The 15,415-nt window shown below is 38.5% G+C and carries 14 protein-coding genes; 3 read left to right on the top strand and 11 right to left on the bottom strand.

Going from position 1 to position 15,415, the window contains the following annotated elements:
• Positions 1 to 139: 139 nt before the first annotated feature.
• A complete protein-coding gene (locus AB3M96_RS04180) occupies positions 140 to 847 on the top strand; it encodes a polysaccharide deacetylase family protein (RefSeq protein ID WP_412966316.1) in 708 nt (235 codons plus the stop codon).
• A 15-nt stretch (positions 848 to 862) separates the two neighbouring features.
• Here the strand turns inward: AB3M96_RS04180 and AB3M96_RS04175 are convergent, their stop codons facing one another.
• From AB3M96_RS04175 to AB3M96_RS04155, 5 genes are all read right to left on the bottom strand, one after another.
• Complete coding sequence (locus AB3M96_RS04175) at positions 863 to 1,450, bottom strand: flavin reductase family protein (protein WP_412966315.1); 588 nt, start codon at positions 1,448 to 1,450, stop codon at positions 863 to 865.
• 3 nt (positions 1,451 to 1,453) lie between these two features.
• Positions 1,454 to 2,725: a kynureninase gene (gene kynU / locus AB3M96_RS04170; RefSeq protein WP_412966506.1), complete on the bottom strand. Its 1,272-nt coding sequence runs from the start codon at positions 2,723 to 2,725 to the stop codon at positions 1,454 to 1,456.
• 389 nt (positions 2,726 to 3,114) lie between these two features.
• Positions 3,115 to 4,260, bottom strand: a complete 1,146-nt coding sequence (locus AB3M96_RS04165; protein WP_412966314.1) for a GNAT family N-acetyltransferase — start codon at positions 4,258 to 4,260, stop codon at positions 3,115 to 3,117.
• Between the two features lie 175 nt (positions 4,261 to 4,435).
• Complete coding sequence (locus tag AB3M96_RS04160) at positions 4,436 to 6,088, bottom strand: M20/M25/M40 family metallo-hydrolase (RefSeq protein ID WP_412966313.1); 1,653 nt, start codon at positions 6,086 to 6,088, stop codon at positions 4,436 to 4,438.
• A 28-nt stretch (positions 6,089 to 6,116) separates the two neighbouring features.
• Complete coding sequence (locus tag AB3M96_RS04155; RefSeq protein WP_412966312.1) at positions 6,117 to 6,320, bottom strand: hypothetical protein; 204 nt, start codon at positions 6,318 to 6,320, stop codon at positions 6,117 to 6,119.
• Positions 6,321 to 6,611: 291 nt separating this feature from the next.
• Here AB3M96_RS04155 and AB3M96_RS04150 point away from each other — a divergent pair, with 291 nt between their 5' ends.
• Entirely contained in the window at positions 6,612 to 6,983 is a 372-nt protein-coding gene (locus AB3M96_RS04150) for a hypothetical protein (RefSeq protein WP_412966311.1), read from the top strand.
• A 38-nt stretch (positions 6,984 to 7,021) separates the two neighbouring features.
• On the opposite strand, the gene AB3M96_RS04145 is transcribed toward AB3M96_RS04150, so the two are convergent.
• The 5 genes from AB3M96_RS04145 to AB3M96_RS04125 all read right to left on the bottom strand — a co-directional run bounded on the left by AB3M96_RS04145 (position 7,022) and on the right by AB3M96_RS04125 (position 14,340).
• On the bottom strand, positions 7,022 to 8,272 hold the full coding sequence (locus AB3M96_RS04145; protein ID WP_412966310.1) for a M20 family metallo-hydrolase: 1,251 nt from the start codon (positions 8,270 to 8,272) through the stop codon (positions 7,022 to 7,024).
• Positions 8,273 to 8,291: 19 nt separating this feature from the next.
• The gene (gene ald / locus AB3M96_RS04140) at positions 8,292 to 9,392 is read right to left on the bottom strand and encodes an alanine dehydrogenase (RefSeq protein ID WP_412966309.1); all 1,101 of its coding nucleotides are present in this window, start codon (positions 9,390 to 9,392) and stop codon (positions 8,292 to 8,294) included.
• Between the two features lie 326 nt (positions 9,393 to 9,718).
• The gene (locus AB3M96_RS04135; RefSeq protein WP_412966308.1) at positions 9,719 to 11,074 is read right to left on the bottom strand and encodes an aspartate aminotransferase family protein; all 1,356 of its coding nucleotides are present in this window, start codon (positions 11,072 to 11,074) and stop codon (positions 9,719 to 9,721) included.
• 30 nt (positions 11,075 to 11,104) lie between these two features.
• Positions 11,105 to 12,571 (bottom strand): CoA-acylating methylmalonate-semialdehyde dehydrogenase, encoded by a 1,467-nt coding sequence (locus AB3M96_RS04130; RefSeq protein ID WP_412966307.1) that lies wholly within the window; start codon positions 12,569 to 12,571, stop codon positions 11,105 to 11,107.
• A 170-nt stretch (positions 12,572 to 12,741) separates the two neighbouring features.
• Complete coding sequence (locus tag AB3M96_RS04125) at positions 12,742 to 14,340, bottom strand: PucR family transcriptional regulator (protein WP_412966505.1); 1,599 nt, start codon at positions 14,338 to 14,340, stop codon at positions 12,742 to 12,744.
• Positions 14,341 to 14,517: 177 nt separating this feature from the next.
• Here AB3M96_RS04125 and AB3M96_RS04120 point away from each other — a divergent pair, with 177 nt between their 5' ends.
• Positions 14,518 to 14,820, top strand: coding sequence for a hypothetical protein (locus AB3M96_RS04120; protein WP_412966306.1), 303 nt, complete (start codon positions 14,518 to 14,520; stop codon positions 14,818 to 14,820).
• Positions 14,821 to 15,053: 233 nt separating this feature from the next.
• On the opposite strand, the gene AB3M96_RS04115 is transcribed toward AB3M96_RS04120, so the two are convergent.
• Complete coding sequence (locus tag AB3M96_RS04115) at positions 15,054 to 15,284, bottom strand: hypothetical protein (protein WP_412966305.1); 231 nt, start codon at positions 15,282 to 15,284, stop codon at positions 15,054 to 15,056.
• Positions 15,285 to 15,415 lie beyond the last annotated feature (131 nt).

The raw sequence follows: 15,415 nt of genomic DNA, 5'->3' as shown, positions 1-15,415 counted from the left end.
CCTCCAATCCAAACATTATTAATAGAATACAGGTCAAGGTGCACCAAAATTGGTATAGGTTGTTTTGAGTATAATGTATAATCGGAATAGTTCTCATGTACAATTAAGTATCTGGAACTTTTTACAAGGAGAGGAACCGATGAGAAAAATCCTTCTATTGGTCACATTAGCTTTTATTAGCATAATAGCAATTGGATGTGGAGCTACCGAGACCACCCCACCTCAAGGGAATGAACAAGAGACACACCCCTACCAATTAGAGTCATTGATTTATGAAGTTGAAGGTGTAAAAATACAGTATCCCCAGCTTACGAAAACACAAAATAAAGAATTGGAAGAGCGCATCAACAAGCAAATTGCTGATGATGTACTTCTTTATGCAAATCAATATAAAAGTACGGAAGACATGTTAGAGATGAATTACCAAATTATGATGCAGACTTCCGAAATCATAAGTATTCTCTTTTTAGGAGAATATAATGCCGGTATGTATCCAACTCATCTTCTTTTTACCACAACTGTAGATCTACAAGAAGGTGAAAAAATAAAGCTACCAGTTCGTGTTGAAATCAATGAGGAATTCATTGATAGATTCTTGAAGTCCAAGTATATAGACCGGGAATCCCCAGAGTCTCCTAATGAAGAAAAGCAAGCGGCTGTTATAGAGTATGTAAAAGGAATACCTAGAAATGATTTAATTGACGCTTTTAAAACTGCAGATATTCCGGACATGGACCAAAATGTATATGGAATTTATTCATATTATACTGAAGATGGGATGGTCATATCCATTCAGGTGCCCCATGCATTAGGGGACCATGCAGAGTTTCAATTCACGGATAAATAAAACAATCCCCTTCCTTTATGGTCGTTCAGGAAGGGGATTTCTATTTTGCTCCACTTTAAAACTCTTCATTTTGCTATCTTGGTCCACTTTTGTATACATCGAACGCCCTAGGTAAAGCGGAATCTCAAGCTTTTCAAAGTTAGGAAGTCCATTCTCTAAAAACTTTTCTTCATCACGGTAGAACTGAGTGATTTCTCCTACTACCCAATCATGGTCTCCATATTTTTGAATATCGATAACCTTGCATTCATACGCAACATACGCATCATGTAGAATTGGCGCTGGAATTGTAAGACCTCGATCAAATGTCATATCACCGACTAAAAATTTGTCCGTGTTCTTACCGGTGTATACACCTGCTTGCTGGATAAACTGTGCTTTTTCAAAAGGTAAAAAGTGAACCGCAAAGCTTCCTGCATTCTTTACTAAATCATGTGTATACCGTTCTCTTCCAAGAGCCACTCCATATATTGGCGGTTCATAAGAAATATAAGAATGCCACCCTGCAGCCATGACATTATCAATTCCATTATAGGAAGCAGTTACAATGGCAACCATTCCTGGATAGCTATGCATTACTGTTCTATCTATTGGCTTCCTCATATTTTACGCAACAACCTCTCGCTCATTTTTAAACTTTTCATATTGCTTTTCGGCCATAATCGTTTTTAAAATTTGAACAACTCTCCACACTTCTTCATACGTATTGTAGAGAGGAATTGGCGCTAGTCGGATGATATTTGGTGCACGAAAATCAGGAATTACTCCATTTTCCTTAAGTGCTTTACAAATTCTGGCTGCCTCCTTGTGTTCAAGGCTAACATGTCCCCCACGACGCTTTTCTTCAACAGGAGAGCCAATGGTAAAACCAAACTCAAGTAATTCTTTATCAATTAGAGCAAGTAAATAGTTGGTCATTGTTAAGGACTTTTTACGAATATTTTCAATACCCGCTTCAGCAAACATCTCAAGAGAGCCAAGTAATGGCGCCGAACTTAACACATGTGGTGTTCCAATTTGGAAGGCACCTGCAGAATCTGCTGGTGTAAAAGTATGTTCCATATCAAACTGTTTTTCCTTGTTGGAGCCAAACCAACCCGCTAATCCTGGCAAATTGCCGAAGTGCTTTTTATTTACAAATAGCCCCCCAACAGATCCAGGTCCACCATTTAGGTGCTTATAATTACACCAATAAGCAAAATCCACATCCCACTCACTAAAAGAATGAGGAATCGCTCCTACTGAATGACAACCATCAAATCCTATTAAAATGCCACGCTTATGTGCTTCTTCCGTCAAACGTTTCATATCAAGTATTTGCCCACTTCGATATAAAACAGTTGGTAAAACAACCATCGCAACTTCGTCCGTCATCGCATGGATAATATCGTCTTCCTCAAGGTAGCGCCCATCTCTACTTTTCACTCGAACTAAATGCTCTTCTGGATCATATCCGTGTATTCTCAATTGGCTTTGTAGTGCATAAATATCTGACGGGAAATTAAGCTCATCTGCTAGAATCTTTGTGCGTTTTCCATTTGGCTTATAAAAAGTAGAGACAAGTTGATGCAGGTTCACAGTTGTTGAGCCTGTAACAATTACCTCCTCTGGTAATGCACCAACAAGGGGAGCAAGTAACTCACCTAATTTTTCAGACATAAAAAACCATGGTTGCTTTCCTTGTGTCCATCCATCTATTCCATATTGCTTCCAATCCTCTAATGAATTAAGCAAGGTTGCTTCCGCTCTTTTTGACAAAAGCCCTAGTGAGTTACCATCCATATAGATGGAGTCAGGTTTTATATAAAATTCATCACGGAATCTATTCAGTGAATCTTCATTATCTAAATGCTTACCAAAATCCAGGTTAGCTTGCATTGACATCTAGCTCCCTCCATTCAATCAAATGCGCCTTGGCGTATTTGCGTCCGATTTTTTTCGAGCTTGCTCGATAAGGTGAAACTTCAATCAGGGGGGCTTCATTCCCCACTGATTTGTTAGTTGCGGCCCACAGGAAGTGGGTCACACAGACGTTGCCACAGGACGTGGCGCTGTTAGTTAGTCTGTGTTCACTTTCGGGCTTTTACTGGAAGTTCCCCCCACGGGGGTTAATGCCAGTTAATGCCGGAAAGATTTCCTTTTAAAAATCGAGGCATCCGCCGGAGGCTTTAACTTTATTCAGTCGGAGTTTGAACCCTGACTGAATTGTATACTCTTTTTGCATTCATCCCCCACTTATAGAAGTAGGGGACTTCTGCTGAATAAAGTTAAAAGAAATCATAAAAATGAGCTTGGCGAGTTGGAACCATTTTTTCAAACAGGTTTACTTTTTCTTCATCACCTGAAATCAACCCTGCTTGATATAATTCAGTCGGTCTCTGGTGACCAAACAGAATAGTCGATAGTGCATTTATTGACAGTTTTATAGAATCATTACTGTCCTCAACAGCGCTTACACTTTGATTACTAACGGAAAATGTCTGTTCATTCCATGGTGCATATGTATCAATAATTTGTAATTTGATCTCATCCTTAGTTGCAAACTCATACTCTTTTAAAAAGACCCCTGCATCAACAATCCGGACCATAAAATACGGAGAAACTTCTCTTTTTACCGTTTTTTGCTTCTGCAAGGCAAAAAGTAGCGGTTCCCTCTCATGTGTAATTAATTCCAGGTCGGTAATCATTGAATCGTGCTGACAGATAAAGTTCCAAAGTCCTTTTCTCGCTTCACTTGTTACTGCAACAAACTCTTCAACCTTCATCTTGTCATCTTTCACTTCATAAAGCAGGTAACCTGCTGGTTGATTAGAAGAATTGTAATAGACACTAACATGTTGATCCTCAATTACATCTTCCCACCACTTATCATCACGTACTAGCATTCCTGAAAAAGTTGCAGCATATTGTTCGTAAACTTCCTTTAACTCCTCAAGTTGTAATGTTTTCAAGGTATATCGTTTTACATTACCAACAACGTCTTTAAACATCACCAAATCTGACTGCTTTAACTTTGAAGTAAGGCGGTTGTTAAATAACTCGTACCCATATTTACGGTAAAAGGAAACATCAAACGGGTGTAGCATAGACACCGTCATTCCCTGTTCTTTCATTTTCACAAAAGAATCAGTCAATAAATCTCTCACATACCCTTTTCTTCTATATTCCGGGAATGTAGCAACACCAGCAATTCCACCCATTTTTATCTTGCGACTGCCTAAAAAAGTTTCAAGTATCAAAAGATGAAGCTTCGCTTTCAATTGGTCATTATCAATAACCCCAAATATCTGATGCTTATTTAACGTTTCAAATCGTTTCGATTGATCCTCTTCTGGTACCTTAAACTGAAACGCATATTCCGAAAGCCCAATAGCTTCTGCATATCTGTCCTCTGTAATACGTACAATTGTCAAACCTTCTCAACTCCTAGCAATCTCGGGTATCTTCCATTATAGCAAAAGTAGGGAGTAGGATATAGCGTGTAATGAAGGGGAGGCTTCTGATGCGTGCCCCACTTCAATGTTTTCCGATTTTTGAGGGTACGATTCCAACAAAAAATGTCCGCCACCAAGGACGGACACCGAATTATTATTTACCTAAAACCTTCTGAATCACTAAATTTGTTAAGTTAGGAACAATCTCAAATGAATACTGTATCTCTGCACGTTCCAGTTTTTTATGTGCATCAATGCCATAAGGTCCAATATTAATGACCGGAACATTAATATCTCGGATATCTTGATAGTTAACAAAAAGCTTTTTACCCCATCCTGGATTGTTGACTGATGTTGCCTGAAGGCCTTCATCATCGTCGCTTAAAGCAACAAAACTCATGTCGGATATATATGGAAAAAAGTTTCTTGTTACAATTGGATGTGGGTAATGCGGTTGAATTTCCACCACTGCCTCGTCCAACGCATCTATTAATATCTGTTCATCCTTTGTCTTACCAGTCAACTCAATACGAGGTGAATAGAGTGAAGAGTAAAATAAAATGATTGCTGGACTTTTATCCTCCATCCAATTCCAAGCTTCTTCTACAACTCTAGCCGCATACATGCGGATATCTAGTGATTTATCATTCAGCAATTCATTTTTGAAATCTTCCATATGAGCCACATAGCGTTCACCATGCTTATTAGTTAGCTGTTGCTCCATTTCTTCATACGTAAACACACGTGGTTTCCAAACTAATTCCCGAAAAGGTTCATTACTAATTTTACAGTACTGCTTGTATCTTTCTTCAAAAGTAGAAAGAGCGTTATTGAATGCAATATGAGCCTGTTCCTTTAACTTCTCTAAAACATCCTTAGGAGTCCAGGAGTGAATAAAGAAATTATAGTACACATATGCAGACAGCGCTGTTTGAACCGTGTAGGAAGGCTTTAAATCCATTTGCTTAAGCGAGACCGGTGGAACAGTCGTTTCACCATACGCTTCATTACATAGTTCAGGGTTATAGTTAATTTGCTTCGTTAACTCGGCCGCAATAAAGTTTGGATCCAGGCCTTCAAAGGCTGAACCTACATGTGTCTCAGCACCAGTAATAAAAAATGAAGGTAGAAGCTTACCGACAGTCCCTTTGTAGATATAACGATTTTCGTCGCCTTCATATCTAGGCGAAACAAAGTCCGCATTAATCGCTGCTACATATTCAAAATTATGCTCTTCCTTCCACTTTTTCAATGTCTTTAATGATGATAAAATCCCGTGTGAGCTATCCTCTTCATCACATTCGGAGACAAGTACAAGGTTTCCTTCCAATTCCTCTGGATGCTCTGAATAGTAGTTTAACAGGAAGAGATGGCTCGCTAGACCGCCTTTCATATCCAGCACCCCTCTACCAAACAGCCAATCACCAGAATCAAGCTGATCCTTAGCAGATGAAGGTAATGTTTCAGCTTGAAAAGCCTCCATTAATTCATCAGGAAAACAAGCCTTGTCCCTCAACTGAGTAAAATCATCAATTCCAACTGTATCCATATGCCCCATTAAAATGACGGTACGGTTGCTGTTGCCTTTTGTACCTTTTACATATGCCAGTACATTGTATCTTTCAACCTCATCATCATGTGTTTGCTCAATCGTAACATGTGATTGATTTGCCGCAAAGTAAGGAAAAGATGAAATTAACGTATATAACGAGTGAGCAAATACTTTTTCACCGTCAGTGTTCACAATACTTTCTATTGAAACCAGTTGTTTTGTTAATGCAATTAGTTCATCACGTGTTTGTAACATGTCATTCTGTCCTCTCTAAATATCTATCCTATTTCTCACAAGAAACTTTGGTTAGACTAAAAAGTGATTCCTGTTCCCACACAACAGTTCCTCCCGCGTCCATACAAGCTTCAGATTTACTAAGATTTATTTCACTATTACTCTTTATTTCAATAATCCTACCAACACCAAAAGATATGAAAAGTAGTGATCCAAGTATAAGGATAACCCAGTTTCTTTTATTTTTTGTCAATCAGCACTCCCCTTTCAGCAATCTACTCCTTTTTTGAAGTTCGATACTATTTTCTCTACATGCTTATAACTTAAATTCCCATCCCATAATGAGTAGGAATATTTTTATCATCCATTAGAATTATACCAAAAATAGCTAGCTATAAGTAGGTCTGAACTAGCTATAATATGGTAAAATATATTAGAAAACTCGGCGATTGCGAGCCTTTAGGCGACAGCAGAGACGTAGTTGCACTTATGCAGATAGGAAAGAATTTTATACTTTCCTATCTGCCAAAAAGGGGGTAATACGTTGAAAAGACTGGTACCTGTATTCGTTGCTATCATTCTATTTCTTTCAGCATGTTATGCCGATGGAGAAAGAGTGACAGTAAGAAGTGTATTAAAGACAAATCCTGAAGCTGATATACTCCAACTAGATAACGGGAAAGTGTACTCTAACATGTCCAAACTTGAGTGGTTCCAGGATATGAAAAAGAACTTCTCTAAGGGAGAGGAAATAGGCGAAGTAAAAAAACAAACAACCAGCCATTTTTGGTTTAAAGATTTTTATGCTACTAAACTACCAAAGGGTACAAAAGTTTATTCAACAAATTCTCTTGGCGTGGTAATTGTTATTTATAAGGAAGAAGAGTTGTATTATATGGAGTTATTAGAAGAGTAAAAGGCTCTAAGTGTGGAAAACCTAGAGCCTAAAGCTTATTATTCAGTTCCCATTCTAACCGTCGTCCGATAAAGCAGCTCCGTTCCTAAAGAAATATCTTCAAACGTAGCAAACTCTTTAGGATTATGACTTATTCCATCTTTACAGCGAACGAATATCATTCCATAGTCACACTCATAGGACATAGCCAACGAGTCATGAAAAGGTCCGCTCATTAACTCAATCGCATCTAGCCCCATCTTTACACTTTCCTCTTTCATAATTCCTTTAATTTCATCAGCACAATACCTAGGCTCACTATTAGTGTCCTCAGTGATTTTGCATACCAAATCATGTTCTTCTGTTATTTCTTCAATCTTCTTTCTAAGTTGTTCCTCAATACGATGACGCCTTGATATATCAATATCTCTCAAATCAATTGTAAAGCTTACTTTTTCAGGAATGATATTACGTGAGTCCGGAAATACTCGTAAACTTCCTACTGTACCTACCGTTGGTGCATCTGGATCTTGGCTCGCCAGTTCATTTAATGCAACAATTATTTTAGCTGCTCCAACCAGAGCATCCCTTCTCATTGGCATAGGTACAGAACCTGCGTGTCCTGCAAATCCCTCAAGCTCCACCGATAACCATAACGGACCTGATATTCCGGTAACAATACCAACTGGTTTATCTTTGTTCTCTAACACAGGACCTTGTTCAATATGCATCTCAAGAAACGCACCAATACTTCCCTTTTGATACTCGGATTCCTCAAATTTTGTCGGGTCACATCCAAATTCAAGTAGAGCTTCTCTTCTACTAATTCCATCTTTATCTGTTCGCTCAAGCTCACCTTCTTCTAGCTTTCCAAGGATACCACGAACTCCAAATAGCCCTTTATTAAAACGACAGCCCTCTTCATCTGAAAAGGCTATTACCTCAATTGGTCTACTAGGCGTAATATTATTTTCAATCATTGTCTGGACTACCTCTAGTGCACCTAAAACACCTATCGTCCCATCAAAGCGACCGCCATAAGGCTGTGAATCAATATGTGATCCTAGCATTAAAATTGGAGCCTCTGGATTACTGCCTTCCAATCTTCCTATTAAATTACCAAAGTGATCAATTCTTGCAGAAAGACCTGCTTCCTCCATCCAGGATTTCACTTTCTCTACCGCTTGCCTGTCTTCTTTTGAAAGAGTCAAACGACAAACCCCAGTTTCTCCTATTTTTCCAATCTTCGAAAGCTCTGTAATCCGTTTTTCTAGTCTCTCTTTATTAATTGTTAGTGTTTGAACATCCACTTTTCTAACACCCCCGTTTTTAGATTGTTACATATGGTAGGTTATGTGCTTTTGCAACTCCTTCATAGACCACTTTTCCTTTGATAACATTTAGACCCTTATTGAGTGATTTGTTTTCTGCAAATGCACGCTCATATCCTTTATCTGCAATTTGTAAAATATATGGTACCGTTACATTTGTGAGCGCAATTGTTGAAGTTCTCGGAACTGCTCCTGGCATATTACCGACCGCATAATGAACGACACCGTGTTTTACATAAGTTGGACTTGCATGTGTTGTCACATGAGTGGCTGTTTCAAATATTCCGCCCTGGTCAATTGCAACATCAACGATTACTGATCCTTCTTCCATTAAATGAACCATTTCCTCGTTCACTAGTTTTGGTGCTTTTGCACCAGGAATAAGAACAGCACCAATGACAAGGTCTGACTCCTCAACTGCTTTTCCAATTGTATAAGGGCTCGACATTAATGTTGTAATGGTGTTTCCAAAAATATCATCTAATTCTCGTAATCTTGTAGGACTTACATCTAATATAGATACCTGTGCACCCAGTCCTACTGCAATTTTCGCAGCATTTGCACCTACAACTCCACCACCAATTATGGTGACCCTACCTCGATTAACCCCTGGTACACCACCTAATAAAACACCTTTACCGCCTTTTGTTTTTTCCAGAAAGGAAGCACCAATCTGAGTTGCCATTCTACCGGCAACCTCACTCATCGGCGTTAGTAACGGTAAGGTTTTATCCTCAAGTTGAACTGTCTCATAAGCAATTGCAATGACTTCCTTCTGCATCAATGCCTCGGTCAAATCTTTATCTGCTGCAAGATGAAGGTAAGTGAATAAAAGTAAACCATCATAAAAATACTTATATTCCTCTTCTATCGGTTCCTTCACTTTCACAACCATGTCACAAGCCCAGGCATCAGCTGCAGACTCAACAATATGAGCACCTGCTTCCATATATAACTCATCAAAAAAACCCGAGTTTAACCCAGCTCCTTTTTCAACAAAGACCGTATGATTATGTTGTACCAGCTGCATGACTCCAGACGGGGTTAATGCGACTCGGTTTTCATTATTCTTTATTTCCTTTGGAACTCCAATTCTCATTTTCCATCTACCTTTCTATTGTTTTACTAACTCTAGGAAAAACACCCGCAATCCCACATAGGAAAAAGATCACGAGTGTTGAGAAACAAAATATAGAATTTCATTTGGAATAATATTATTTGCGAGATGGTTATGGTGTGAATGGGACATATTTTTGTGCATATGGTACATATACTCGTGCGGGTGGGACATATTCCCTCTCTAACGGGACATATCCTCATCCGGGTGGGACATTTCCTCTCTCGAGTGGGACATATCCTCTCCCGAATGGGACATTTCCTCGTGCGAGTGGGACATATCCTCTTCACACACTAGTGCCTGTTGCACTACCCTAGCCCCTTCACTTCTTCCGCTACCGTACGCTGTAAAAACTCCAGGTCTTCCTCCGTAATATTTAATGGTGGAGAGAGTGTTAAAACGTTATTATAGCCCGCAACAGTTGCACCATTTTTCCCAATAATGACTCCTTTTTTGTTACAGCCGGCAATTACTTTATTAACAAGACTCACATCAAGTGGCTCTTTTGTTTCCTTGTCTTTTACTAGTTCAATTCCTACTAATAATCCCTTACCTCTTACATCCCCAACATATTGATGATCAGCAAGTTCAGATGCTAAGCCATTTCTTAGCTTTTCTCCTAACTTCTTCGAACGGTCGAATAATCCCTCATTTTCCATAATCTCAAGATTTTTTAGAGCGAGTGCACATGCTGCTGGGTTTCCTCCGAAGGTATTAATGTGACGGAAGTAGTCATATTCCTCAGAGCCTTTAAACGCTTCATAGATTTCCTTGCGTACAGCAGTTGCTGAAAGTGGTAAATATGCACTTGTGATTCCCTTTGCCATCGTAATGATATCTGGTTTCACATCATAGTTCATGAAGCCAAACGGCTTTCCTGTACGCCCAAACCCACAAATTACTTCATCAACAATAAGCAAGGCACCATGCTTTTCACAAACTTCTTTTACACCCTTCATATAATTATCAGGCGGTACTATGATGCCGCCACCTGTTATAATCGGTTCCATAATCACTCCAGCTATTGTCTCACTTAACTCCCATGTCATTACCCGGTCGATATCTTTAACTGATTGTAGATCCTCTGCCTTATCATCTACTTTATCTGTTGAACGATATAAATCTGGTGGAGCTACATGTATAAAGCCTGGTGCAAGTGGCTCGTATTTATATTTTCTCTGAGCCTGACCTGTTGCTGCTAATGAAGCCATTGAGTTTCCATGATATCCGCGATAGCGAGAAATGAACTTATATCGGGAGTGGTCACCTTTTTGTTGATGATATTGCCTTGCGATTTTAAAAGCAGTTTCATTTGCTTCCGATCCACTGTTGGAGAAGAAGATTACATACTCCTCTCCAAGCATTTCATTTAATTTTTCAGCAAGCTTTATTGCTGGTGTATGGCTTTGTGTTAACGGAAAATATGCCATTTCCTTGAGTTGTTCATAAGCAGCCTCTGCTAGTTCAGTTCGTCCATACCCCACGTTGACACACCATAACCCTGACATCGCATCTAAAAATCGTTTCCCATTATGATCTGTAATCCACGAACCCTCTGCCTTTTCCGCAATCAATGTACCATTGGGATTATAAGGTTTCATCGAATGCCACACATACTCTTTATCTTTCGTTAAAAGGTCTTCTCCCTGTGTCACCTTTGACATACAAACTTCCCCTCCATCGTTTTACTTTTATTAATAATCAAATCGAGAAGTTATCATTTTTTTACGTGTGTAGAAATTCACGCCGTCCTTACCATTGACGTGTAGGTCTCCGTAAAATGAGTCCTTCCAGCCTGAGAATGGGAAAAATGCCATTGTTGCTGGAACTCCAACATTTATGCCAAGCATTCCTGCATCTGCCTCTTCTCTAAATTGTCGTACCGCTCTTGCATCCTTTGTATAAATGGTAGCCCCGTTTCCATACCGAGACTTACGAATATATTCAAGCCCTTCATCTAAGCTTTCTGCACGTAATAAACTTAAAACGGGGGCAAAAATTTCTTCCTTCGCAATTGTCATATCAGGAGTTACATGGTCAAAAATCGTTGGACCTAAGAAGTTTCCTTCTTGCATTGCGTCCATTTCTTTTCTACCATCTCGAAGTAAAGTCGCACCTTCTTCTAACCCCTTTTCTACATATCCGAGCACCTTATTTAGATGTGATTCTCGAATAACCGGCGTTAATAATACCTCTTCATCCATACCGTTTCCAATGGTCAGTTCATCTGCAGCATGCTTAATTGCTTCAACAAACTTTTCTCCATCCCCAACAACAACCACTGCACTACATGCCATACACCGTTGCCCTGCACTTCCAAACGTAGAACTAATAATGTTTGCTACGGCTTTATCCATATCTGCATCAGGCATTACAATATGATGATTTTTCGCTCCAGATAAGGCCTGAACTCTTTTTCCTTCGGCTGCAGCACGCTCATATACATATTTAGCCACTGGCTGAGATCCTACAAAAGAAATGGCATTCACATCTGGATGCTCTAGTAAACCATTAACCACATCATGTGCACCATGGACTACGTTCAACACACCAGCAGGAGCACCCGCTTCTGTGAACAACCTTGCCAATTCATTTGCTAAAATGGGTGTGCGTTCAGACGGCTTAAGCACAAATGTATTCCCGCAAGCTATCGCTAATGGGAACATCCATAATGGCACCATCATCGGAAAATTAAACGGAGTAATTCCACCAACAACTCCCAACGGATAGCGGAACATTTGAGAATCTATGTCTTCAGCAATATTTGATAATGTCTCCCCCATCATTAACGTAGGAGCACCCGCAGCAAACTCAACACATTCAATTCCTCTTTGAACTTCTCCATACGCTTCCTTATATGCTTTTCCATTCTCTTCAACAATTAATTTAGCTAGTTTTTCATGATTTTCAGTTAACAAATAATGATATTTATATAGAACTCTCGCCCGTTTTGGAACGGGTGTATTTTTCCATGTTTTAAAAGCCTCTCTCGCCACTTTTACGGCACGGTCCACATCTTCTTTTGAAGAAAGTGGTACACGTACTAATGTTGCTCTAGTAGCTGGATTTGCCACATCAAGGGTCTCTGTGCCTAGTGCATTAACCCATTCACCATTTATATAATTTTTCAACACAGCTGTATCGTTTTTGGTTACATTCATACTTTTTTACAGCCTCCTTTTACTTTCTAAATTTTGCGAAACCTTAGTCTATACGTAAATTATCTCTTAATTTGAAAAAGCTTTCATTAGACACTATGTAAAATAACCGCTTGGATTTTTTCTACATTTTGAATAACGCTTGAAGAAAAAAAGCCCGCAACAAGTGCGAGCTACAAAATTTGTTTCTTTTCTTGTAGTTGCTTTGAAGATACTAAAAACTCATACGACAAAATCATAAATTCGATGGCTAGTCTTTTTTCATGATCCATAAAATCAGAACCTAGTAATTTCTCAAGCTTTTGAATGCGATGATATAGTGTTTGCCTAACAATATACAGCTTTTTTGCAGTCTCCTGCTTGGACCCATTACAAGATAAGTACGTCTTTAACGTTTCCATTAGCTTCCCATTGTAGGTTTTATCGTAAGAAATGACTGGCTCTAAATATTCCAACACGATTTCATGCAAATCAATATGCTTGTTTAATTGAGAGATTAACCGGAAGATGTGAAGATCGTCATAAAAATAACTGTCAGCCTGATTTGACATACGGTCTTGAATTCGAATGGTTTCTACTGCCGTTTGATAACTTTTATGAACATTTGTCAGTTCATCAACATATTTTCCAACACCGATTAAGGGCTTCGCTTGACCGAGCTGTAAATCCGACTCTATGATTCGTTGAATTCCTTCATGCATCCTGTTCTTCCAGGTTCCTGAACTGCGCTCATTCAGGATTATAAAAACAATTGAATTCCGCTTTTCTATCGAAAATAGTGAGAAGCCCTGTTGTTCGAATATGGCCCTAATATACATTTTAAAATACGTCAAATCACTATTTGTGAAATCGGACATTACGTCTAATTTGCATATACAAACAACTGCTCCCTTTGGCCTTTTCGTAGAGTGATAAGCAAGGTATTCACTAATCGCTTCTTCATCTTGTTCACCCTCTAACCAACGATTAATCCACTCTGTGGCTTCAACCCGCTGTCTCTCTTCTACATATAAGTCACGTAAGAATAGTTGGGCAAGTGCTGTTGCTGTCCGGTCTAAAATTAAATGGTCAAATTCGGTTAGCTCCCGCTCCTCTGAAAGAACCATCAATTCTGCATAGTTGTCACCCATTATGTAGATTGGTATTTTTGCAATGAATTGATTGGGCTCATGGGCTGTTAACTCTACTATTCTCTTTCTGTCTTTCTCCATAACTTCAGGGATAAATTGAATCTCTTTATTACTAAACTGAAGAATAACCTGTACTTGAAGATAGCTTCTAATAAACTTCAATATTTCTACGTAATGATCGATGGTTAGGACTCTTTTATTAAGTGCTTGGGAATAGTTTTCTAAGTCAGAAATCATTTGATATTGGCGATTGATGAGGAGGCCATGGATGTCTTGGGTAATTTCAACAAATGGCACTTCTTTATAAAATAGAATGATAGGAAAGTGAAACTGGTTAGCCATTTCTATGACTTGTGTTGGGATGAGTGAGGTGTATGTTCCAATTTCGATACAAAGTCCTGCTGCCTGCGAATCAATTAACTGTTCCACAACGGAGATAAAATACTCTTCATTATCCTTCCAAGCAACACCTGTAGAGAGAATTAATTCATTTCCATGAAGAAGATTGCGTATGTTCAGTACTTCGACGACATGAACCCATTTCACTTGTCGATTGAGACCTTTTTCTCCGGCAATTACTTTACTGCTTTCAAAATGCTTCCTGTATAAAATATCTTCGACCGTTATATACGATTTCAATATACAGCTCCCCTACATAATAAAATTTCGAATACTTTTATTATATGGGATTATGGTACAAGATAGGAGATATTTTCTGAATAAAATTTACCAATTTACAAATATTGTAGAATCTTTTTTCTAGATTTTCAGATGTAAAGGGCGTAAGATAATAACATTAACAAAGGGGTGATGTTAGAAATGAAAAAACAAATAATCCTTTTGATCTTATTATTTGTTTGTTTCATGTCAGTAACTACTGCTATTTCACAGGTATCAGTGGCGATTGAGGAAACAACTGTTACAATAAGCAGCTCTACTGATAGTCCCTTCCACCTCGATGATGATGAACATAAGCTGTTTGGTGCTATTGCCAGTATTTTTTTTACAGTATTATTCATAGCACTGTTTATCAATGGTCATGATGTTGCTCTGTTTATTCGAAGAAAAAGATTGGTAACGACTATTTTTTATCAATCAAATTATGTGATCAAAACTCCTTGAATTTTAACATTCTAATCAAGGAGGAAAAGAATATGTGGTTTCGATTCATTATGATTGGTTTATGTTCATTCACTGTAACAAGTTTGTTTATCTACCAAGGAATAGAAATAACCCAAGCCTTTAAAGATTATTTTAGTAATAAATAAAAATAGTAACGAATGTAGACATTTTTCTACATTCGTTTTTTACTGTAATAGCATCAAAAAGGCTCCCCAAAAAGGAGCCCCTAAACCTTACTTGCCTTCAAAATGCATTTGAAATTCCTCAACCATCTGATTAAATTGCTCTTGATCATAAAAATCATCTGGAGTCCAATTCTCAAGTACCCAACGAATTAATTCTAAAGGCGTATTAAATATCTCACCGCTCGAATCTGCTTTTCTAATCATGTAGCGTCCGTTGTCATCATCTATTGTGACTTCACACGGAAAAGCACTTTCTTTTGACTTTAAAGAATATTCCACTGATAAACCTCCTTTCAAGGTGAAAAGACTAGAAAGCTAGATTCTGTATTTACAAATGGATGGAGATGATAGAATATGGGCTAGGAACACCTCTAAACAGGACGTTCTTATCGACCCAACTCCGCTTCACT

The organism is Ferdinandcohnia jepli (assembly GCF_047246645.1).
Classification (GTDB): domain Bacteria; phylum Bacillota; class Bacilli; order Bacillales; family Bacillaceae_L; genus Ferdinandcohnia.
This window is presented reverse-complemented; position numbering and strand designations above follow the sequence as displayed.